Here is a 24241-nt window from a genome sequence, read left to right on the forward strand (position 1 = left end):
TTTTGCTGTTATAACAGCGATTCCGCGCTTCTTAGGACTGATATTCATCATCAGTGACTTGCTCCAACCATTCGACAGCCTTGCCATCAAGACGTTCTTGAATGGCAATATGTGTCATAGCTGTGGTGGGCGAAGCTCCGTGCCAGTGCTTTAGACCAGGGGGGAACCAGACCACATCACCGGGACGAATTTCTTCGATTGGACCTCCCAATCGTTGAGCCCGTCCTACCCCTGCCGTTACGATCAGCGTTTGACCCAGCGGATGTGTATGCCACGCTGTCCGTGCGCCGGGTTCGAACGTAACACTTGCACCAGCTACGCGTGCAGGCTCAGCTGCTTCAAATAATGGATCGATCCGAACCGTTCCCGTAAAATAATTAGATGGTCCTTTACCCGAAGGTTGGGATCCTGCTCTTTTGATTTCCATTTTCTAATTACCTCCCTAAGTTACGTTATTTGTTGTCGCGTTGTTCTAAACATAATGATACCAAAAGGGATGGCTAAATTGAATTCTCGCTAGCAGTTAGAATAAAATCCATCTAAGCGTCTGGAGGACAGGAGATTTTCGGAACTGCCTTGTAATTGGTCATCAACGCTGCAAGCGGCGACTGTGTGGCAAGACCTAGTATCCCCATATGGAATGAGCAAAGACAAGCTCTTCCCTTATTAGATGAGGAGCTTGTCTTTCTTATGAAATCACATCCTCTAGTCGAAGATCTGGCAATGTTCCAAGCTCTCGCTGCAGCAGTTGCTCCAATTCGCGATATTGCTTCATCGCTTCGTTCTTCCGGCCTAGATCAGCATACAACCGCATCATTTTGTAATGAATGTCTTCTCTCATCGCATCGATCTTCAACATTTCACCGTAGTAATGCAGCGTTTGCTGCTGACGGTCATGTGTCCGATGATACTGAGCGGTTAGCTCTAGCAAATCAATGTACTGTTGCTCTAGCGAGCGACTGATCTCGATGGCCCACTCATAGGACCTGCCTTTCAACAGCGGTCCCTTATAGAGGGCTTCCGCCTTTTCCAACAAGGCTGCGCTCTCACTAGGTGCTCTTCTAATTTCCTTGATTAATCGCTCGAACTCATACAGATCGCACTTCAGGTCATCGGATTCTAAGCGTATCTCGTTTCCTGTCGTTGTAATCCCGCCGCCAGACCGGTCGTATCCGACCGCTTTACGGATAGCGTACAGCGTCGAATTCAAATTCTTCAATGCGTTGTCCGGGGCTAGATTCTGCCACAACGTTTCCGTTACTTCCTCGCGGGCGACCGTTCTTTTGCAAGCCAGGAAAGCAAATAATTCCTCGGTTTTCGGAGTCCGCAATCGAATCGCTTCTTTCTTCCCATCGGTCGTACGGCCTATAATTTTAAAACCACCAAACAGTTGAACTTCCAGGTTCGGGATGGGATCGTCCTGCCGACGAACCCTTTGAATCTTCTCCATGGTGACGGCCAGCCTCTCCGACGTAACAGGCTTTACGATATAGTCTAGCACGTTAATCGCATAGGCCCTAACCGCGTACTCGTCGGAACCCGTCACTAACACGATATCGATATTTCGCCGCATATCCGTTAGCAACGCCGACAATCTCATTCCGTTAATATCGGGCATGGAGATATCTAGAAAAGCGACATCGACGTCATGCTCTTTGGCATAATCATATCCTTCTTGGGGATCTAAGAATGTCTCGATACTCCCGATTCCACCGACTTCCGACAAGAGGCGCTTCAATCTCCTTACCGCCATTTCCTCGTCGTCTACGATCATCAATCGCAGCATACGCTACGTCTCCCCTCTTTCTAAAATGTGGCTTGTCGACAGTTCCATCTCGACACGTGTACCTTCGCCCTCCCGGCTGTCGATGCACAAGGTTGTACCATACAGCAATCGCAGGCGTTGACTAATATTCCACAATCCAATGCCTCCGACTGTCGTATCGGGCTTCATGACTGACTTCAACTGACCTTCATTCATGCCGCAGCCATTGTCTTCAATGCGTATCAATATATCACCTTGTGCCCGTTCGATGACGGTCAATTTCACCGTCCCCCCTTTCGAGCGGGACATAATGCCGTGTCGAATCGCGTTCTCGACAATCGGCTGAATGACGAGAGGGGGGATCATGACCCCCAAATTTGCCTCCAAGACGTATTCCACCTGCAGCCTCGCGCCAAATCTCGCCTGCTCAATGGCTACATAAGATTTGACGAGCTCCAACTCGTTCTCCAGCGTAGTCAACGCTTCAAGGTGCTTGAAATCAAAACTGCTTCTCAAATACCGCGACAATCGGAGCGTAAGCTGCTCCGCCTGTTCGGCATCCATCACGCACAGTTCGGCGATCGCCGTAAGCGCGTTATACAGAAAATGCGGTTTGATCTGCGAACGTAGAAAAGCGATCTCTGCATTTCTGGCCAGCTTGACCGAAGATTTCAGCTCGGTCAAATTACGTACGCGGGCCATCAATTCCTCGGATTCAAACGGCTTAGCGACGACATCGTTCGCTCCATTTTCTAGCGCGATCCGAATATCCTCGCTGCTGTTGCGGGCCGTCAGCACGAGCACCGGCAGCTCGAACGGCGAGAATCTTTCCCGAATCTTCGCAAGTACTTCGTAGCCGGACATGTCCGACATGATGAGATCCAGTACGACAAGGGAAATATCCGGATGACTGAACAACGTTTCCAAAGCTAATTGCCCTCGGTCGACAACGATGAAAGTGCGCCCTTCCAGCTTGAACATGTTCATCATACTTTGCAGATTGGCAAAGTCGTCATTTACCAGCAGGATGGGTTCCTTTTCTTTCCCCGCAACATAAAGTGGATACTCAGTAGGGAGTACGCTGACAGTTCCGGACAATGGCAATTCGACTGATTCAGCCAACCTTCCGTCGCCGTCCAGTTTCAACTTGTCACTTGCCAGGGGAAGCGTGAAGCGGAATGTCGCCCCCCTACCCGGCTCAGAATCAACTTCGATAAGTCCGCCGTGAAGCTCCACCAGACGCTTCGTAATGCTGAGCCCGAGCCCGGTGCCGCCGTAATCAGCCGCTCCGCCTTGTTCGAAATCCAGGAAAATACGTTCGCGCATATCTGCAGCGATCCCTATCCCTGTATCGCTCACTCGCACTTCCATCCATTCTCCCCTGGTTTCAGTGCTCACTTCGACGGTCCCTTGATTGGAAAACTTAATTGCATTACCGATTAAATTGTGCAAAATTTGTATGAGACGATTACCGTCCGCATAAACGAGAGGCAAATGATCCGGCACGCTGTTGATAAGCTTCGTGCTTCTGCCCTCCAGCAAAAAGCCGTGAATCTGGATAACCGATTCGACATACGATTTCACATCGACTGTGTTTCTTTGTAACGCCAAATCACCGTGCTTGAGCTTGGAGTAATCGAGCAATTCATTTACGAGCATCATCAGCCTTCTTCCGCTGTCAACCACAATGGCCATGTTGCGAGCCTGCTTGTCTGTAAGCGTCCCCTCCACTCCCTTAAGCAGTGACTGGGAAATATTAACGATCGCATTCAGCGGTGTCCGCAATTCATGAGACGTATTCGACAGAAAATCGTCTTTGATTTTATCGAGCCGCAACAATTGGTCTTTCATCCTATCAACTGTCTGGTAAGCTTCAAAAAAGCGCAGTACTACTACAGGTACCATCACGATATTAAAAATAATGATGCAAAACTGCGCCAGCGAGGCGCTACTATGGATCCCCATTGCGAAGAAAATAACGTCCAGCGAATACATATTAATCATCAGGACAGCCACACACAGCATCAGTAATTTAAACCGTGACCCTCGCTCGCCTCGGATGAACAATTGTGCAGATACGAGAAAATTCCAAAATTGAACGATTTGGTACAGGAGAACAATATAAAACTGAATGGGCGTATACGCCCGAATGGACAGCATCGGAATAAGGAGCATAAATCCAACCAGCACGAACGATACCCCTTGTGTAATCCGTAAAGACAGCTTGCTTCGATGCAAATGATGGAAAAAAAGCGCTAATGCCAAACAACCGGAAACCGAAACGAAATCCTTGATTTTATAGAGGACTTCGAAAGATAATCTGCCTTCCAACAAAAAAAATAGCGATCGCTCTCCCATTAGTCCATGATACAGCCCAAACATCGAACAGATGGACGCCAACAGTAAAAGCGAATTGTCTCTGATGCGATAAGCGGAGGCAGCTACGAAACAGATCAAGTAAAGCAAAGTCAGCGTACAGAGAATACCTAGTACGAAAAAATCCTTACTGAGCGCTAGCTGCCGTTCTGAGATCAATCGGTCGGCTGACCCAAAGCGCAACGAATCGACCATTCCTGAATTTACATAATCGTAGTTGGCCGCTTGCACGATAATCTCGATGCGCCCCTGGTTTGCAGAAAATACGCCAAGTTGCGGGCGGTTACCCGAACGATAGCCCGATTTGTTATCTCCAGACGTTTGCCCATCCGCCAGCAGCTTGACTCCATTCACATAAATCTCACTGGCAAAACGAATATTCGTTTTCTTCAGTGCCAACTCTCCGAAATAGGAAAGCCCCGTCAACACGATCCTGTACGTAGCCGCTCCATAAACCGGTAGCTCGACGCCATTAATCACCTTCCCGTTCCACGGGGATGGGACTTTCATATAAGAAACGCCGCTGGCATCAGGCAATTTTGATAACTGCCGGAAATCATCCGGCGTAAGCAACTGATTCCAGTAAAACTCCCACTCGCCGTCTAACGGGATAACTGGATCGTCGACGGGATTCCACCGCGCAAGATCTAAGACGCCATCCTGCACAATCCATTGGCTTTGCTGCTCGCCGCCTCCGATCTTCTCGGAAAGAGGTACGAGCGAAAAACCGATCAATCCGATCATTGAGACAAGCAAGACCCTTGCAAGCCAAGATATTCTTTCGTTTCGAATCAGGTTCGCCTCCTCCTTCCTAATCAGTTACTTAACGATATAAACTATTTCGTTGTTGTCATCGTGAATTCCTATTCGGTATGCGGCTTAAAATGAAAATAAAACCGCTTCAAACTTAAAAGCGCGCGCCAATTGAGTATCGGCACGCGCTCACAGCATAGCTTTTTTCATCTGTCTACTTGACAAGGGTATGACCAGCTCATTGGCTGTCATGTTTAAAACTTATTAATGATTAGGTACCACATAAACACTGCCATCAGACAACACTTGTACAGTGCCCGAGGCTGATTCAATTTCCCGAAGTGCCCAATGTTCTTGCGGAACGTCCGGCCAGCTTGATGACTTAACGTCGGCTGTCGGCCGCCCGAACAATCGGTTTAATATCGTTACTGCTTCCGCACGATTCAATTGATTATTCGGCAGGAAGGTGCCGTCGGAATAGCCCTGCAAAATGCCTGCTTGCGAAGCTTGCTTAATCGCTTCAAAAGCCCAGTGCTCTTGCGTATCGCTGAAACCTGCATAAGAAGTGTTTCCAGTTGCTCCAACTTGAAGCAGTCTAGCAGCAATGTTGGCAATCTCGCCGCGAGTAATCGCATCATTAGGGCGGAAGCCGGTATCATCTCCGAGCATCACTCCTGCGCGCTGCATATTGGCAATAGCTTCTGCAGCCCAATGTCCTTTGGCAACGTCCGGATAACCACTAGGTTGTGCCGAAACCGATGTATTGTTGGACTTAGCAGCGCCAATACGATTCAAAATTGTCGCCAATTCCGCACGCGTAATGGCTTGCGATGGGTGGAATGTGCCGTCTGGATAACCGGACAAATAAGGTTTCAGCGCTCCCGCTCCATTTTTCTGAATAATGGTAAATGTACTGAATTTACTGATCTCAATAGCAATACCGATTGGTTTGCCATCCGCATCATAACGGATTTCTCCTTGCTTAAGCACTTTTTCGCCGTCGCTATGTTCAATGTACACAGCAAGCCCATCCAGTACTTGTTTGGCCGCTGCTGCGTTTTCTGGCAAACTCAAGTTATTCAGTGGGAACACGACTTCCGTCTTGTATCCCAAATAGTTGGTTTCAATCTTAACCGGTTGACCAATTATGGTAATCGATCGACCTCCTGCATCTTTGAGCACAAGCTCAGCAGCTTTCACGCGTGTTGTTACTTCACTGCGCTCAGCCTCTGCACGGACCGGAACAATTCGGAAGTAGGCATCTTTTCCGTCTTTGTCCATTTGCTGTAGGGACTCTACGGATACGGTGATCTGCCCATCAGGCAGCACCAACTGCAGCGCCATTCCTCCATCTGCAAGCAAGCTTACCGTTTCGGCATTTAAGCTGACAATTCGCTCATCTGCAGGATCTTCTGGCAAGTCCGTTACATAGATGCGAGCAATATGATCCTTATTCTCTGCAGCCTTTTCCAAGATCTTACGTGCATCTGTAGTATTCAATTTCACCGTATCAAGCGCTTTACCTTCTGACGATTGGGTCCTCAGGATGTTGGTTTCGAATGTCCAACCTCCGGAACTTCCTGCAACCGTCGTTTGGCGAACCTTAGGGCCAGTACTTGATTCCTCTACACGTTTTACGTCGATGGAATACGTCTGTGAAGACATCAGATCGGCTGATTCCACATTGACGATTATGGTATTGCTTCCAATTCCTATAGCAGGTGTAAAGGTGCCACCGCCTTTAATTTTTACATTCCGCACCCTTACTGTCGCCTCTGGATCATTGGTAATCGCCTTGATTGCCACGTTGGAGCTTTCGGTTGGTGCAATCGTTCCGTATTTAAGCTTGTATGGCGTAAAAGCACCGTCCAAGATGGTATCTGCCTGCAAACTCGCCAATAATGGTGGCTGACCAGGCACTGTCTGCTTACGCAATACAGATACAATATAGGTGAGTGCGGTACCGTCTTGAGCTTCCACCTTAATAGTAAAGGATTGTGCATCCTTCGTAAATGGAAGTGACAAGACTGTTCCGTTCGTTACCTTTTGACCATTGATGTAGATGACTGTATCCGATTTTGCAGCAACTGGTAGAAGCTTAAACTCACCAGCTGTATAAGGTACAAGAACCTCATAATTTGCTACTGTCGGGTTGAAGTCAGTTAACAACTGAGCTCCGTCAGTAGCAAGTCCCAAGCTTTGCAGTTGTGCATTACCACTTAGTTCTCGAACTACAGTTACTTGGTAGTTGCGTGTTTCCGATCCGTCTGGTGAGGTCACAACCACAGGGACTTGATTCTCGCCAACTTGCAGCTGAATCGTCTGAGAAGATTGCCCGCCCTGAACGGATTGACCTTTCACTTTAATACCTGAACCGGCTTTCATAGCACCAGGTGTCAAGGTTACTGTGTCCACGGTATTATCCACATAAACGGCATAGTTTTCTTCCGTCCCTGTGAAGACTTTCGCCGGAAGTACATCTCCCGGTTGCGAAGCCGTGGCATTATTCAACTTCAATGACGTCAATAGGGCTTCTTTGGAACCCGTTCCATCAAGAGTAAGTGTGTAGAACTTATCACCTGCGCTAGCAGAACGAACTTTGATGGATACCGATTTCCCAATAACAGGTACTGCGACATCGACATAACCGCTCTCAGGAACTGTCGTGCCGTCGATCGTCACGACCGAAGTAGCCGCCATCGGAACTGCATATACACGAACATTGTCTGAATAAGCTACTGCTTGATAAGCAGTTGTACCGAATTGATACGGAGCACTCATCTGTGCATTGCCCGTTGTCAGTGCCGCAAGATCGCTAGGGGTTGCCGGAATCGCTTCAGGTATACCTCGGATGATTTCAAATCCATACTCGGTTTTGTTGCCAACTCCATCAGTAGCCGTCATCGTCATCTTTACGCGATCCGTCGAATCTCCCCACGCCAATGGTGCGTAATAATAGAATTTCCCTTTATCATCCAATGGAACATTCGTACCATTAACAACAAGTTTAGCTCCCGCATCTGTTTGGCCGGTTATATACATTCTGCTGATATCTGTGACAATACCATTCAGTGAAATCGGGTTGCTCTGAGCATCATTGCCTCCGGAAGCGATCAACATCGGTCCTGTGCGGTCAATGAACAACTTGCGGTATGCCGTAGAGCGGTCACCGCGCACATTCACAGATTCAACCAACACGTTATATTCCCGTTCTTCCAATACGGCAACTCCAAGCAGATCTTGCAGAACAAATGTGGCAGTTCCTCCTGCTGTTACTTGCTCATGGCTGCCGAGCTGCTGTCCGTTTACGAATAAAGTCACAGTTGCGTCTTGATCAGCAGTCACCTTCAAGGAGGCTTTTACAGCTGTTGTAAGCATTAGCTTCTCTTTATTTCCGTCATATGACGTATACGCTTGTTCAATGACTGCTTTTCCACCTGCATCAATCGCCACTGATAACGTTGGCGGTTGTGGAACTGGCAAATCTGTCAACACACTCGTAGACATTGGACTAAGCACAATACGTCCTTGCTCATGACCAATAGCTGAGACAAAGATATCATATTTTTTACCAGAAGTTAACTCGGTAATAACAGCATTCTGCTCACTTCCCACTTGAGGTAGCAGATCCATGATTGGAACTGCAGCTTTACCACTCGTGCTTTCACTAGCCCAAATGCGATAAGCTGTCACATCTCCTGCAATAGAAGCCCAGCGCAAGGATATTTCTCCATTCCCAGTAGAAAGAACCTCAGGTTGCTCAGGTGTATCCAGCGAAATAGGAGCAGTCACCTCTACAGTTGCATCCGTAATAGCATGGATTGGTGCTTGATCTGCACTTTCTCCTACAACAGAAAGATAATAAGTTCCAGGCAGCAAGGAAGTCGGAAGATCAATAGCTTTACTGCCGGATGATGGCAAACTGCTTTGAATAACTTCTCCAACCCATTGATCAGCACTGTCTGTTAACATCATGGTTACTTGCGCATCAGACGATGCATTCTCCATAGACCACGTTACTTGAATACGATTTTCCACGCCAGCTACAGCATTTACTGAAGCTTTAATCTCAGGCAGAGGAATTAATTTTTGAATTTGCAGATCAACTTTTGTAGCATTTTGAATCATCCATTTGCCAGCTGGCGCATTCAACAGCGAAACATATAGTGTATCCCTGCCGTCATTCACTGGATTTGGTGTCGAGATCTTCGTCTGTTGGAGCGGATCTCCGCTTGAGTTTGTACTTGATACTCGATCTGACGCCGGTTGTAAATAGGCGTTGCCATCAGGAGCATCGAAGTTCAGTGTGTACGGCGAACCGTCAGGCGCTGTAATGACAGTATTGGCATTGCCGTCGCTAACCGTTAGCATGTAATTGCCATTCTCGGCGATTTCGAGATATTTGCTGAATCGGCCTTCCATCGCCAATGGTTTAATGGACTTGAACTTCCTAGTTGACTTGTAGGCAACAACACTTGTATGACTGCTGCTTACAACTTTCCACTGTCCCTTCAAATCAACATCATCTAGGAAAATCGTTTTCTTCTGCTGCGATTCGTCATACAGAACATTCATTCCTGGCAAATCCGCATTTGGTTGAAGCTTGTAAAGATCACCTTTTGGCGTATACAGTTTTGTCTGTTCATTTGCGCCATAAATCTCTACGATCGCTTGGCCATTATCTGTTTGAGTCATGTCAAACACGGTAGGATAAACTTGATCCTGCACCCACTGCTGAACATCCTCTATTTTCGTTTTGGACGGAACACTGTTTAATACGGCACTTGGACTTGTGCCTGCGCTGATCATCCAAGTTCCTGCCTCAACCGCATCCACCAACGTGTACACGTAACCCTTATCTTCGAAAGCATTCCAATCTGGTTCGTTCTGTGCCGTCTGTAGACTATAAGGACGTCCATCTGGCTTGTACACAATAATATCACCTTGAGCTTCACCAACTTTAAGGATGTAGCTTCCACGCTCTTTCACTGTAAGAGAAGTAACCGAGCGATCTGGTGTCTGCGACCACAGCTTCGCCAATTCATCCAACTTCATCGACTCGCTGGCAAATAACAGTTCATTCACTTGGATATGACTATTACCGCTTGTTGTCAGACTCCATTTGCCTGCAAACAACGCTACACGCATATATGTCATTTGGCTGTCAGCATCATAGCTGATTTCTGGATACATAGTCTGCTCATAACTTTGCTTAGATGCAGTACTTTTCAGTGCAGCAGTTCGTTGATCTCCTTTTAAGGCAATAAGTGCCGTGTAGGAACGATCTACCGTAAAAGTAGCTGTCGACTTCCCGCTTGAAGCATTTGTTTCTGTTGTGATCAGAGGTGTTTGATCCACTGACGTAAGTTGTCCATTCACAATGCGCGCTTTCGCATCGATATGAACTGACTCATCCGGTTGGAAAGACAAACTAACCGGTGTTAGATCAAAGACTCGCTTCAGCGGATTGGCAGCAGCAATTCTAACATCATTCACCGTTTTGCCCGAATCTGTATTCCTTAGGAACAATTCTTCCGCAATGTCCAGCCATGGTTCTGCTGCGTCCATAAAATCAGAAACACTGTTCACGAAATCCAGACCCTTTTCCCACCAAGACTTCTTAGGCGGCTCTGCTTCCACTTCGAACAGAATGGTATTGTTATTGAACGTATACTTCAGATTAGCGCCTACCCCGTTATGTCTGAAAGTACCACTAATGCCTTTTTCATTTACACTAAGTGCAACGTTACTCACCGTCGCTCCACCAATACGCGGAATCCCTTTGGGAACATAAACCGTTCCTTTAATAGCACCGTTGAATCCCTTTTGATTAAAAGAGTACGTGCCAATTGCTCCTTTGACGACTTCAAAAAGGTTGATGTCGCCTTTCGTTGCAAAGCCCGGTGCAGAAAATCCTTTGATTCCAGCGGTTGCTGGATTCACTACTGTTTGCATGTCCATGTTTTTCACTGGCAGCCAATAGTAGTATTCAATTCCACTGCCATTAAAGCCGTAGTTCGATAGATTCATATCAATGGAATCGGTACCGATTAGATTAAACTTGTAATTGGCCTGCGGATGCTTCAGTTCAGGGACAATGAGATCATTCACAGATCCAGTGACACTGAACTTCTGAGGAATCTGCGACTTCTCTGCAAGTTTGTCCACATTACCGAATAGATAATTGACTTGTAGACCTGTCGAAGCAAGCTTCACTTTCTTGTACATCCCAAAACTTACGCCATCCAAACGTCCTTGTTTGGTTTTCATATTCAAATCGAAGCTTAAGTTCGTATCTGGCAAGCTGCCTGTTCCCTGAACACCGACATAAGGAATGCGGCTTTCCACAACGAATTTAGTATCACTTGCTTTGATTGGGCCCACCTGAAAGCTATTCTTCATCGTGTAGGTACCCGACAAATCGAAGCGGTTGTTACGGAATTGCAGGCCTTCAAACGGCACCGTTTCCTTAACTTTTTGAGTTCCTACTTGCAAACCGATTTCCAGATCACCAGTTAGACGCAGGCCGTCCTTTGTAAAAATAAACGAGCTTGCCTTGACCGGCATATCCATGTTCAAGTAGTCCGTCGCTTGCGAGCTGCTCAAATCCAAAGCGAACTTGTCTGACGTGATGGTAAAAGGCCCCTCATGAATCGTGTAAGACACATTCGAACCGAGTGCTCCACCGCCGTTGACATATAAGCGGCCATCGCCGGTTATTGTCGCTGGATTTACTCTTTTGTCCACAGTAAGGCTGGTTCCCTTGAACATGACCGAGTCATTAATGATTACCGGTTCGGTAGTGTCATTAAGTGTATAGAGACCAGCCGTATCCGGATTCTCCGTGAACGGCCCTTGCAGACCAAGACTGTTTGCCTCGTTGCTAGCAGACGTGCTTGGCACATCTACTCTAGCGAAGTTTCTTGGTTTGTAGAAGTCTTGTGCTGTTATCATCAAACCTTCCGTATATACATAATCTTCATAGAAATCATGCTCCAGGTGTACATCATATTTGCCCGGTGGCAATTCATCCTTCCATGTCAATTCTAACTGACGTTCATTAATGACATTGTAAGAAAGTGTATATTTGGTGCCGTCCTTACTTTGTAAATAGTAATGAATATCGGCTAAAGGCTTACGAAGCAAATTAGGAATACCCGTACCGACTGCAACCAATCGTTTCTTGTCTTTCACATGCAGAACCGAAGCGCCTACACGGTCATAATCAACATCCGGTTTTAACATGTTCGGATCATCTTTCATGATAAATCGTCTTATATCTGTGTAGCTTGTACCAATGATATTCGTTGCATAGCCACGTGTTTCATATTCTTTATGCCACGTAAGGCCTTTTAGAACAACAGTAAATGAGCTTGTTCCTTCTTCTGTACCTGTGTACGGTACTCGAACCCAATTATTATCGCCCTTATCTGAGTACTCTCGATACTCGACCCCTCGTGCAGTAATGTCTTTTGTTCCATCATCATAGACATTTGTAATCACACTGACAATATCATCGATATGCTTGAGATCAAACTGAAGAATCGGATCCACCGTAAGCTTAACACCTGGCGCTGTCGGAGGTGTATACCCGAACAACCAAGTTTCGTTCATAATCGCTGCAGGCTCAGCACCGACTTTAGAGCCGAAAACTTTATCCATGATCATAATTTCGTCGCGATTTCCACCAAACATGACAAAATTTTTACCATCGAACGCTATGTTCGCATTGGTTAATGGGAAAGGCACCTGATTGGGTTGCCCCTGGACCTCATAAACCTTTCCCTTATCGTCCATATTACTTTTATACATAACTCCGGTGGAGAATTTTAATGGAGAAGTTTCCCACTTACTTCCATTCCATCCATAAGCCATACTCCCTCTCGTCGGAGGGTATGTGCTGGATGGCAGTTTTAATTTTTCAACCAATACCGCATTGTTATCATGTACATAGTCTCGTTCTCCACCAAAGAAGACAATTCGACGCCCATCATAGGCCATTGCCTGTCCCCATCGACCATAAGCTTCTGGACCAGCTATCGAACTCCAGTTCTTTGCTTCCCGGTTCCATTTCCATAATAACGGAGAGCTATCATCATGCGTGATCGTCTTCGTTTCTTTTGTAGCGGTACCTGTGTAGGACGCAGTGATTTGGCCTTTGTTCCCACCGTAAAGCACTGCCGTTTGGCCGTCAAAAGCCATTTGCCCGCCATACGCTGCAGGTGGCTTATCATCAGGCGTAGCCTGAGTCCAGCCAGTTCCATTCCACAGCCAAGTATCGTCCTGAAGATGCTTAGAACTTCCGCTGCCTGAATATCCGCCGAACAGAACCAACTGATCGCCGTTATAGGCAAGCTGAGCGCCTCCGCGAGCTATCGGGGAGTCCGTAAGCCCTTGAACTTGCTCCCACTTGGCATCCATGCCATCCCACAGCCAAGTATCACCTAGCAACGCTCCGGACTGACCCTCGCCTCCGAATAGAAGAACTTTTCCAGTGGATGGATCATAAGCCATGGCTGCGCCTTTGCGTTTGGACGGAGAGGAAGCAAGATGCAATTCTTCCCGCCAAGTTTTCTCATAGCCATCCCATATCCAAGTCTCATCGAAAAGGCCACTGTTACTCTGACCTCCGAACATGACCACATTCTCAGCCATCTCATCAAAGATCATGGCTGCACCCTGTCTTGCACCAGGTGAAAGATTCGTTGTTACTCTCTGCCAAGTATAATCCGTAATTTTGGTTGCAGGACCGTATGTATTCTGCAGCACTGTGTTAGTCCCGGGAGCCACATCTTTAGCTTGAGCTACACTCGAACCGCCGTATAGAAACGGTATGTACTGGAATAGCAATGCAGCAATTAATAGTTTGGCCCATCCGGCTTTCCGACGTCTATTCAACATTCATCCCTCTTTTCCTAGTTTTCATCAACAGTATCCGTAGGCATAGCAGCTTATAGACCTACCAACCCCCGGCCTCTAGTCCTAACTTCACGAAACTTTTCGACAGTAATCGGGATTATTATACAAATGTCGGATAAACAAAAAATGAACAAGATGGAATCTAGGTTTGTTCAAAGGTCTCCTGCTATTTACCTTGACTAGAAATAAAAACTAGCCCCACGATTTCTCGTAAGGCCAGCTTCACTTATCGTATATTCAGTTTTACCTAGACCTTCCCTGCTACCAAATGGCGTTCCAGCTGCAGCACTTCAATGCCAGCAAGCAAAACAATACCAATACCATGCGTATCGTTAAGCAGCCATGACAGATCATCCTTATAATAACCAACACTGTACGAGTAGCCCGAACCGCGGCACACACCGTACACATTGCCGAATTTATCGATGGAGATGCGGGCCATGCCGTTCCAGCCCTTATGAATCGCTGCGATATACTTCTCTGTATCTGTGATCCAGCCATACCTTACACCGCGAGCATAAGCATACAAAAACATCGAGGTGCACGAGGTTTCCTCATACGAAGTCGGCTCTGTCAGCACTTGGTGCCACAAGCCGTTCCCCCCTTGCAGGCGCAAGTAGCCTTCGCTCAATTCATTAAAGAACTGCAGCAGTTCGCCGCGCTGCTCATGACTTTCCGGCAGCACAGCCAGCAATTCCGATAAGGAAAAAATGACCCACCCATTGCCGCGGCCCCAAGCAATCTTCGTGGGCTTGTCGATACCGAAGTCATAGACGTGAGACATGATTTGCAGCTCAGGAATGTACAATTTTTTCTTGAACTGGATGAATTGGTTGGCTGCATCCTCCAGATAACTAATTTCACCAGTCTGTTGGTAGCTGCGGCATAAGTACGGCACACTCATGTACAAGTCGTCGCACCACAACGTCGCATTCGGGAAATCGACATGCTTCGGCTTCCGGTACAGGGAACCGTCAGGCAGCCGATCCTGTCTGTTGCTAATATAATCCGCGATTACATCAGCAATCCGCTCAGCGCCTTGAAGCGGATGATTTTGCAGCGCTAGCAGCATCGTTGCACCGAACGAGCCGCAGTCATCCAAGCTATCCAGCGTCGCCAGTGTGTTCAACACACCCGAAGCGCCATATTGCGCTTTGTCCCAATTGGCATAAGTGTACAGCCGCGTGCATGTTTCAATATGCTTATACACATACTGCAGCAAATCGTCGCGACCAAGCAGCTTTCCGGTCTGGAGCATCCCATACAGCGTTACGCCAAGCGGATAGTTCCACTTGCCGAACAACGCATTCTCCGTGAACGGTCGTACCCACGTGTTCGGCTGATCCAGCCGCCAGAACGTTCCGCCCTCCTGCGTCTCCACCAAGGCAAGGAGCGAATTCTCAACATCAGGGATGGATTCACCTGCAAGGAACGGACCCAAATATAGCCAAGCGTCCTTAGCCCCATGTACAGGATATGGTTCCACAAGCTGAACGCCAACCGAAAGCGGATCCAGACGAAAGCCTACACTCCCGTTCGCACCAAAGCATTGGATGACAAGGTTATGCTCGCCGTACGCTAACTGCAGATTAGCACGGAAAGCGCCTGCTTGGTCGATGCGGGTTTGCAGTTCCCCATCCACATAAATCGCAATACTTCCTTCCGCATAACCACTTAATTCAACATTTCGTAGTTTAGGCGAGAATGAACGCAGCTTCGTCCAAGCGATTGCATACCTGCCGTTCAGTTCTCCGAAGATGCGTGCAACAGAGGTTCTCGCCTTCTCGTCATCGTTCCACACCAGTTCCGGATACCAAACACGATCAGCTTCCGTACTTCCCTCGCCGGGGAGCTCGCTCCACACATGATCCTGCGGCGCAGAGTAGATCCAACCTTCGTGGCCGAATCGCTCGGGTGAAGGTGCCAGGAAATGCACGGGATTACTCTTATACGAACCTGGCCCAAGAGAGCCTCCGCTGCCCGCTTCTGTTTTGGTAAACTGGAACACCAAGTGATTCCAGCCCTTATGCATTGGAATAGTAACGACTGTTCTTCGTTTCGGATTTAGTTCATCTGCGATATTCGCTTTGTAAATGGGCTGCCCGTTCGCAAACAAAATGAGCGGACCATAGCAATGCAAGATGAAATTGAGCGGTGTGTCCACATCACTCCAATATTGCGACCACGCATAGACGATCTGTCCGTTCTGCAGCTCGGGGAAACGTTTTACGAAATTAAAATCATAACTGTAATCGTGGTTCTTTCTAATCCCATTGGCACAAAAAGCCCGGTATGCCATCGGATGAGGCGGGTTGTTTCCTACATATCGGTCAGATACTGTAGCTAAAATTTCGCTTACGCGGTCTCCGCATTTCGTAAAAATGCTTTCGTTGATGTCGATGTAACGCTCCGTCATGATTTCTTCCTCTCCTGTTCCAATAAATAAAGAGGCGGAGTCTCTCCGCCCCTTACCATCATGCTTTTCACACAACAAATTCTTATTTTGCAGCGCCGCCGCTGCGTTTTTGATAAGCTTCCGTCATTTCTTGGCTCATTTTCGCCAAATCTGCATCTGCTTTCGCTTTGGTAACGAAATCGTCCCACGCAGTAATCGGCTCACGGCCTAGAATAATCTTCGTTTTCAAATCTTGGACTTTTTTCTCAAATTCAGGCAGCAGCTTTTGCGCCGTTGGCGAGTAGAGACCGATACTGATATCGGCGACACTTGTTTTGGCACGCTCGTCTTGAATTTTCATGAACAAATCGTTGGCATCTTTCGGGAAATATACCTTTGTAGAGCTCGCATATGGATCCGCGACATAGACGATTTGGTTAAAATCAGGACCGTTATCCTTCGCCAACTGCTCAGTGTTGATCACTTTCTGACCATCCTTGACCGTGTGATCCACACCTTCGATTCCATATTGCTGAATCGCGAATACATCGTCATTCATCCACGTATCTACCATTTTCAAGATGCGTTTCATTTTGGCTTCAGGCACGGATTTCGGAATAGAAACCATCCCGGAAAAACCAGGACCTTTCGGATTGTACCCATTCATGTTGGTTAATGGATAGAAGTCAGTCGGCTTCATATTCGGATCGATTTTTTTAAGTAGTTCATAGTGATCATTCATCGTACCAGCTTTATCCATGATGATGCCTGCTTTACCACCGTTAAACAGATCGGAGGCCTGGGAAAGCTTCAATGATGCGAAGTCTTCCGGAAGCAGCTTGTCTTTGTACATTTTAGTCAAATATTCAATGGACTTGCGAGTTTCCGGTAGCAGCGCGGTATTTACAATTTTGCCGTCAACCAGTTTCCACTTGTCGTTTTTCACATTCGCGCCGGTAAAGCTGTTCTCGATTGTTGCCAGCGTTCCCATATCAGCGGGAGGTGTCATAAAGGCTGCGAGCGGAGTCGTATCGTTTTTGCCGTTCTTATCCGGGTCTTTCTCCGCAAAGGCTTTCATAACGTCGTACAGCTCATCGGTTGTTGTTGGCACCTTAAGGCCCAGATTGTCGAGCCAGTCCTTGCGAATAATGAAGAAGGAATCAGCTTCAGCTGGACGAGGACGCGGAATGCCGTAATTTTTGCCATCCTGCATTTTAGTCAAATCCCAAGCCGTTTTGGAAACTTTGGAACTCAAGTTCGGATAGTCCTTAATATAGGGCGTCAAATCCCAGAAAGCACCTTGCGTTACCGCGTTGCGAAAAACTGGAGTGAACGGATCGTTAATCGTAATCAAATCCGGAATATCGCCGGAAGCCAGTGTCACGTTCAGCTTATCTGTATAGTTGTTGCCAGACACCCATTGAATTTTCATTTTGGAGTTCGTGGCTTTCTCAATCTCCTGCTTAATCTTGTTGTCATCTGCTGCAGGAGATGGCGTAAGCAAGATCGTCATGATGCTAACGTCTAGCGGTGCTTCATTTCCACCTGCTGCGCTGCTTCCTGTCGTGCTCTTATTTCCGCATGCTGCAACGAGACTAGAAAGTGCCAACATAAGAACCATAGAACCTAGGACAACTTTTTTGTTTTTTCTTACTTTCATGAGTGATCCTCCCTTGTTATGAACTTCTGAACTTCTTCGTATCCATCGCTCCAACAGAGCACAAGGAAGACATTAGTACATTCCGCTTTGATCGACAATCGGACTTTTTTGTACGGCCATTTCAGCAGGTTTAGGACTATCTTGCAACTTGCACATCGATGTATAAAGCAAGAAAACCCTTATTCCGTGCGGTTTAGCTCGCGAAACTGACTTGGTGTAATGCCTTCGTACTTTTTAAATAGCCGGTTAAAATAACTGTGCTGATATCCGATGGCATCGGCGACTTCATTGATTTTCATATCCGTTTCAATGAGCAGCGACTTGGCGTTGCTAATTCGAATGTTCGTCAAGAAATCGATGAAATTAATGCCTGTAATCTGCTTGAACGCCCGGCTTAATGTATATGGACTGGTGCCAAATAAATCTGCGCACGATTCCAACGACAGTGGCGTCATGTACTGCTCGCGCAAATGAACGATGACCTGTTCAATGATTTGTTTGAAGTGATAATCCTGCCTAGAAATCATCTCCTGCACGAAAACACCGATCACTTTGTGCTGGAACCACTTGAGCATTTCTTCTGGCTCTTTAATCTGCGCCAACTGCTCGAACAAGTTCACGCTGCCGAACAACTGCACCGGATTCATCCCGGACTGCAGGGATGCGTATCGGATGCTTCCTAGAAGCTGAAGCATGCCTTGCTGAAGCATGAATTCCGTAGAACCATTGGCAGCCAACTCCTTCATGAACTGAGCGATGAGATCGATGGCACCCGACTCCTGGCCGTTGCGGATCGCATTAATAATTTCTTTATCCAAGGTGAAGGGATAGCCCGTTTCCTTATAAACGTTTAACTTGGAAAGCTGTTCCGTCTTAATAATCTGATTCTCATCGAGCAGATCCCGATAGACCAACGCTTGCTTCACTTCCTCGAACAAATGTGGAATTTGTTTCACGTTGTGTACCCATTTACTGACCGATATCGTAACCTGCATTTTTAGAATCCGGTTAATGGCCCGAATGATCTCTTGGCACACCTGCTCCAAATCGTCCTCAAGCCATGTCGACGGATGAGATAACGGAAAGGAGAGCAGGACGCCAATTGAAAAATTGTGGAAATTAATAATCTCTGCCTGCTCATATTGGCTCCTAATCAACTCATCGATAATGTTGGACGCGGCGAAAGTTACAAGGCTCTCATCCCCTTGAGAGAACCTTCCCTCTAGGTTTGCGAAACCCGTCAATTGAAACACCAACGCAACAAATTGACGATCCTCCGTTTCCCAGCCATAGCGCTTCATCCGTTCCTTCATATCGCTCTCTTGCAGGGAAATCAAGTAACCCTGCGCCAGTTGCAGGAAGAAGCCTTCACGCAAAAGCGGCATTTGCTCCTCAAGCTTATGACGCATCGTTTCTGATTCCTTGGACATATGCTGCCAATGCTTCTCAATCATGGCGAATTCGTCTTTCACCTCATCGTTCTTTTCGCCAGACAGCAAAGTCATCAGACGCTGTACGGGATGATAGATCCGGCGGGATACGAACCACGAAAGCAGCAGTGCAAAAAGCAACCCTGAAACGCTAATCACCAAGATCCATTTGGAAATAGCAATGACTGGCGCGGTAATGGACGATAGCGGCGCAGCAGAGATATAGACCCATTTTTGACCCAACCTATTAAAATGACCGTAAGAAACCGAGTACGAAATCTTGTTGTAGTCAAATAGAAACGATTCTGGTTTCGCATCTTTTACGGCCGCTTCGCCAAGCTCCATTTGATGCTTCGCGTAAGCCTCTTTGAGCGCGAGATCCAATTCCGATCCTCCGGCTCCACTGCTTGATAAATTCCATTCGTCTTTCTCGTTGAACAGCATCGTGACCCCCTCATCATAGGGAGTCAAGGTTTTCAGCACCTTCAACAGATTATCCTGATTCAAAGTGGCAATAAGAGCACCGAAGGGTTCGGTGCTGTCGCCGGGGATTTTATTAATAATGGCAAGTCCCTGTTTACCTGTTCCTTGCGGCTTCCGTAACATCCAGAACATCGACTTATCATGCTGGAGCAAGGACTCATAATTACCGATGTCGGACTGATTGCTGAGAAATGTGTAACGTTCTGTTGAGAACACAAGCGGACGCGGCTTATCCAGAAACAACTCCACCTTTTGTAGAAAAGGATGCGCGCTCTCCAGCGACAAGAGGGTCCGGTACATATCCTGAACCGTATCGTAATTATAAGCAAAATTAATCGTTTTCAACTTCTCGTCGAACTTGGAATCGAACGCCCAGTGCGATACGGTCATTTCCAGAAATGCAAGCTGATCGTCAATATTGGCTGCCCGGTTAGAAATTTGATTCTGGTGGAGCCCTTGCAGCTCTTTTTCCACGTTATTCGTTGCGATCCAATAAATGCTCAGACCGATAATTAACCCGGGAATACTTGCCATAATAAGTATCATGACAAGGCTCTTACGGAAAAACCGCTTGTTATATTTATATTTCTGAATATAGCCGAGTACATTATTGAAGATTCCAGCCAAGATGTTCACCTTCCAATCACTAATATTCTACACGCTTCGACATCTTGGACTGGAATCCCTCCCCTCAGACTGCTACCCCTTGACCGAGCCTACCATAGCTCCTTTGGCAAAATGCTTCTGCAAGAAAGGATAAACCAGCAAAATCGGAACCGTCGCGACGATCACTGCTGCCATTTTTAACGTTTCAGATGGAGGCGGAACACTAGAAACATCCATCCGAAGATCCGCATTATTGGCATTGAGCAAAATGTTTTGCAGCATAACCTGAAGCGGCCATTTGCTTGCATCGTTAATATAAATCAGTGCATTAAAGAACTGGTTCCAGTAAGCGACTGCGTAAAACAATCCGAATGCGGCCAACGAAGGAAGTGACAGCGGCAAAATGATCCGGAAAAACGTCGACAGATCGTTGCATCCGTCCATCGAAGCGGACTCCTCCAGCTCAGCGGGGATGCTGTCAAAAAAGCCTTTCATCAAAATCACATTCCAGCCACTGGCAAGTGCCGGTAAAATCAACGACCATAAGCTGTCAATCAGGTGCAGCTCACGAACCAACATGTAGTTCGGGATCATACCGGGATTAAACAAAATGGTGATGAGAATCGCAAGCAGAGCGAATCGTCTTCCGCGAAGCCTTTTTCTAGACAAAGTATACGCCAATGAAGCGGTAACGACCAAGCTTAGTGCCGTTCCGACAAGGGTTACGTAGACGCTCACACCGATCGATCTCGGGAAAGCGCCCGTCGCCATTAGAAATTTATACGATTCCAGCGACCACGTCTTCGGGAAGAGCACGAAGCTTTCTTTCAGATATTCCGTCGGGTCGGTAAAAGAAACGACAAACACATAATACAATGGAAAAAAAGTGATGATACCGACCAGCCCCAGCACAGCAATATTTGCTATGTTAAACAACCGGTTGCTCAGCCCTACTTTCATATAATTCCCTCCTAAGGACATTGCTATAGCTACGTCTTATCGATAAGAAGTGACATTTAATATACGCCTTCTTCGCCCATCTTTTTAGAAATCCAATTCGCAATTACAACCAATATCAAGCCGACTATCGATTTAAACAAACCAGCAGCGGTACTGTAGCTAAACTCGCCTTGCTGAATACCGACCCGGTATACATACGTATCGAACACTTCCGCCACTTGGGAGACAGCGCCATTGTACATCAGGAATACCTGTTCAAAGCCAACATCCAACATATGTCCAAGCCGCAATATAAGCAGCGTGATGATGACCGTGCGAATCGCCGGAAGCGTAATGTGCCACATTTGGCGAAACCGTCCTGCTCCATCAATTTTAGCCGCTTCATAAACCCCAGGATCAATGCTGGCCATCGCCGCTAGGAACAGAATCGTCCCCCAACCACATTCTTTCCAGATGGATTGAACAGTAAGCATAGCCCAGAATGTATCGGGATTCGTTAAAAAGTCGATTCTAGCAAAGCCTAACCCTTCCAGCATTTTGTTGACCAAACCTTCTCCCTTGGCAAACAACAGGAACGTTAAGCCAGAAATGATGACCCACGACAAGAAATGCGGCATATACACGATCGATTGAATCACCCGTTGATACAACACGCTTCGCAACTCATTCAAGAGAAGCGAGAGTACGATCGGCAGCGGGAAAAAGAGCACGAGATTCATCAGATTAATCGCCATCGTATTGCGGAAGAGCAGCATAAAGTCCGGATTGGTGAAAAACCGTTCGAAGTGCTCGAATCCCACCCATTCACTTCCGGTAATGCCGGCAAACGGAGAAAAGTTCTGAAATGAAATCACGACGCCCCACATAGGCACAAATTTGAAAATCAGAAAAAACAACACGCCTGGCAACGCCAGTACATATAAATATTTGTCACGCCTTAAATCCCGTAAAAGACCTCCCTTGCGCACAGTTCGGGATTTCGCAGAATTGCCGGATGCTGCAGATTCTGGTTGTACCATTGCCATCCTCTCATTCCCCTTTCCAGTTATGTTATCGAATGATATCAACTTAGACTAGTTTCGTACCGTTTACAATCAGACAATATTGTTTGGGTACATGGCAATTTTGTCGCAAGTGGAACGGGGATTGCGACTATTTTGCCGATTGAGACAATATTGTGCAGTGGCCTAAGAATGGCGTCACGACGGGAAAAATGGCGTGCTAAGATGGCCTCACTACTGGAGACTACCACTCTTCTACGATGGGCTCCCGTCCAAATGAAAAGGGGCAATCCCCCTCGTCATCGACGCTTGGGACAGCCCCTTCTTTCATGTAAGACGTTCAAGAAAACTCGATTACGCCAACGCCGCAAGCCCGTGCCTGTCATAAAAGACCGGGCCGCGCGACCAAACGCAGGCCAAATGCATAAGCAGCTCACCGGTCATCCGTTCACGGATCCCCGCATACTTCTCATCGCCATACACATTGTGCCATTCATTCGGATCCGCTGCTAGATCGTACAACTCCCCTTGATACTCGCCGATTCGGCCAATCGCCTCTCCAAGTGTGCCTGGCATATACACGATCAGCTTGTAGTCCTGCTTTCTCCACATCAAGGCAGGAGCCGAATGATGTGGTTCCGCTCCTTTGCCATGAAATTCGCAGAAAGTCCCCATTCGCTTGGTCTCGCCCAGTAAATCGAGTCCGGGCAACTGCGGATTGCGCAGCAAGCCCGCTACCTTCGACAAGGTCGGCACGAGATCCACCAGCTCAGCCGGACGATCGTCCACCGTCCCATGGGCCACTTGCGGCAAATAACTGCCGGCCAAGACCATCGGCACACGGACGCTGCTCTCGTACAAACAGTATTTGCTGAAGCGGTGCTGCCGTTCGCCCATCATCTCGCCATGGTCGGAGACGAAGACGATCAAGGCATTGTTCAGCCGCCCTTGCCGCTCCAGCTTCTCCAGAGCCTTGCCTAAGTAATCGTCAAGCCATGAGCAATTCGCCCAATAGCGAAGCGTCGTCCGCTTACGTTCCTCCGGTGTCATCGCTTCCCAGACATGACGCTTCTCCCAATAGTTGATCTGGCTGCTCTCATTGACAACGTCCGTCGCAGCCAGATGCGTATCCTGCTCAAGCTCCCATGGCGGCTGCGGAATATCGGGGATCTCGTTAATATCATAGAGATCCTCGAATTCCTTCGGCACATTGAAGCCGGCATGCGGCTTTAAAAAGGAAAGATAGAGAAACAGCGGGCGCGACTCATCCAGCCCCTCGTCGATGAAATTCATACATTGCTCCGCCACCCAGCCGTCACGGTGCCAAGACGTCGGCACTTGACTCGTGCAGCCGATGTAGCCTTTCGAATTTTCTTCGCCGCCGCCGTAGTCTTTCGTTTCTTCATAATAAGCAGCGAGCCCCTCCGGCTCGGCATCCCCCATCATGACGGCGCCGTCTTCGTAATGTCCACTGCCACGGGACAGACCGACGGCCCTCACCTCGAAGCCTCTCGTGGACGGAACCGCGGTTTTCACGCCGTGATTCCAGTGCGTTTTCCCGAACCCTGCGGTCTGATACCCCGCTTGCCGCATCAATTCCGGGAGCGGATCGCTTGGCAGCTTATCCTCATCATACAAACCGCCGTGATTGGTTCGTACCCCGAGCTGCGATGGATAGTAACCAAACATCATCGAAGTGCGACTCGGCACACACATCGGAGCTTGGCATACCGCCTCGCTGTAAGTGATGCCCTGCGCAGTCAGCTTGTCGATGTTCGGTGTATGGATATGTGGGTTGTATGTACCGATACAATCCCAGCGCTGCTGATCCGTCATGAAAAAAATAATGTTAGGTTTAGGCAATCCATGTTCCGTGTTGTGTGGCATAGAAGT

General features: G+C 47.6%; 10 protein-coding genes. All 10 read right to left on the bottom strand.

The annotated features are described in order from the left end of the window. Window positions 1-31: 31 nt before the first annotated feature. The 10 genes from ASL11_RS31090 to ASL11_RS31135 all read right to left on the bottom strand — a co-directional run bounded on the left by ASL11_RS31090 (window position 32) and on the right by ASL11_RS31135 (window position 24235). Window positions 32-427 (bottom strand): (R)-mandelonitrile lyase, encoded by a 396-nt coding sequence (locus tag ASL11_RS31090; protein ID WP_056623689.1) that lies wholly within the window; start codon window positions 425-427, stop codon window positions 32-34. A gap of 261 nt (window positions 428-688) precedes the next feature. Next, the gene (locus tag ASL11_RS31095) at window positions 689-1786 is read right to left on the bottom strand and encodes a BTAD domain-containing putative transcriptional regulator (protein ID WP_056623692.1); all 1098 of its coding nucleotides are present in this window, start codon (window positions 1784-1786) and stop codon (window positions 689-691) included. 3 nt (window positions 1787-1789) lie between these two features. Continuing rightward, window positions 1790-4885, bottom strand: coding sequence for an ATP-binding protein (locus ASL11_RS31100; RefSeq protein WP_056623696.1), 3096 nt, complete (start codon window positions 4883-4885; stop codon window positions 1790-1792). A gap of 273 nt (window positions 4886-5158) precedes the next feature. Next, window positions 5159-13795: a cadherin-like beta sandwich domain-containing protein gene (locus ASL11_RS31105; RefSeq protein WP_056623699.1), complete on the bottom strand. Its 8637-nt coding sequence runs from the start codon at window positions 13793-13795 to the stop codon at window positions 5159-5161. A gap of 265 nt (window positions 13796-14060) precedes the next feature. Then, on the bottom strand, window positions 14061-16229 hold the full coding sequence (locus ASL11_RS31110; RefSeq protein ID WP_056623703.1) for a glycoside hydrolase family 88/105 protein: 2169 nt from the start codon (window positions 16227-16229) through the stop codon (window positions 14061-14063). A gap of 82 nt (window positions 16230-16311) precedes the next feature. After that, a complete protein-coding gene (locus ASL11_RS31115) occupies window positions 16312-17868 on the bottom strand; it encodes an extracellular solute-binding protein (RefSeq protein ID WP_056623706.1) in 1557 nt (518 codons plus the stop codon). A 179-nt stretch (window positions 17869-18047) separates the two neighbouring features. Continuing rightward, on the bottom strand, window positions 18048-20408 hold the full coding sequence (locus tag ASL11_RS31120) for a helix-turn-helix domain-containing protein (RefSeq protein ID WP_056623709.1): 2361 nt from the start codon (window positions 20406-20408) through the stop codon (window positions 18048-18050). Window positions 20409-20480: 72 nt separating this feature from the next. Next, complete coding sequence (locus ASL11_RS31125) at window positions 20481-21347, bottom strand: carbohydrate ABC transporter permease (protein WP_056623712.1); 867 nt, start codon at window positions 21345-21347, stop codon at window positions 20481-20483. A 56-nt stretch (window positions 21348-21403) separates the two neighbouring features. Then, entirely contained in the window at window positions 21404-22372 is a 969-nt protein-coding gene (locus ASL11_RS31130) for an ABC transporter permease (RefSeq protein WP_056623715.1), read from the bottom strand. 330 nt (window positions 22373-22702) lie between these two features. Further along, on the bottom strand, window positions 22703-24235 hold the full coding sequence (locus ASL11_RS31135) for a sulfatase family protein (RefSeq protein ID WP_056623718.1): 1533 nt from the start codon (window positions 24233-24235) through the stop codon (window positions 22703-22705). Window positions 24236-24241: the final 6 nt, after the last annotated feature.

It is taken from the genome of Paenibacillus sp. Soil750 (assembly GCF_001428045.1).
Lineage (GTDB): Bacteria > Bacillota > Bacilli > Paenibacillales > NBRC-103111 > Paenibacillus_E > Paenibacillus_E allorhizoplanae.

What these genes read in the sequence shown, in the direction of transcription:
- ASL11_RS31090 (WP_056623689.1), bottom strand. Translation starts at nt 427, where the DNA reads ATGGAAATCAAAAGAGCAGGATCCCAACCTTCGGGTAAAGGACCATCT.
- ASL11_RS31095 (WP_056623692.1), bottom strand. Translation starts at nt 1,786, where the DNA reads ATGCTGCGATTGATGATCGTAGACGACGAGGAAATGGCGGTAAGGAGA.
- ASL11_RS31100 (WP_056623696.1), bottom strand. Translation starts at nt 4,885, where the DNA reads ATGATCGGATTGATCGGTTTTTCGCTCGTACCTCTTTCCGAGAAGATC.
- ASL11_RS31105 (WP_056623699.1), bottom strand. Translation starts at nt 13,795, where the DNA reads ATGTTGAATAGACGTCGGAAAGCCGGATGGGCCAAACTATTAATTGCT.
- ASL11_RS31110 (WP_056623703.1), bottom strand. Translation starts at nt 16,229, where the DNA reads ATGACGGAGCGTTACATCGACATCAACGAAAGCATTTTTACGAAATGC.
- ASL11_RS31115 (WP_056623706.1), bottom strand. Translation starts at nt 17,868, where the DNA reads ATGAAAGTAAGAAAAAACAAAAAAGTTGTCCTAGGTTCTATGGTTCTT.
- ASL11_RS31125 (WP_056623712.1), bottom strand. Translation starts at nt 21,347, where the DNA reads ATGAAAGTAGGGCTGAGCAACCGGTTGTTTAACATAGCAAATATTGCT.
- ASL11_RS31130 (WP_056623715.1), bottom strand. Translation starts at nt 22,372, where the DNA reads ATGGCAATGGTACAACCAGAATCTGCAGCATCCGGCAATTCTGCGAAA.
- ASL11_RS31135 (WP_056623718.1), bottom strand. Translation starts at nt 24,235, where the DNA reads ATGCCACACAACACGGAACATGGATTGCCTAAACCTAACATTATTTTT.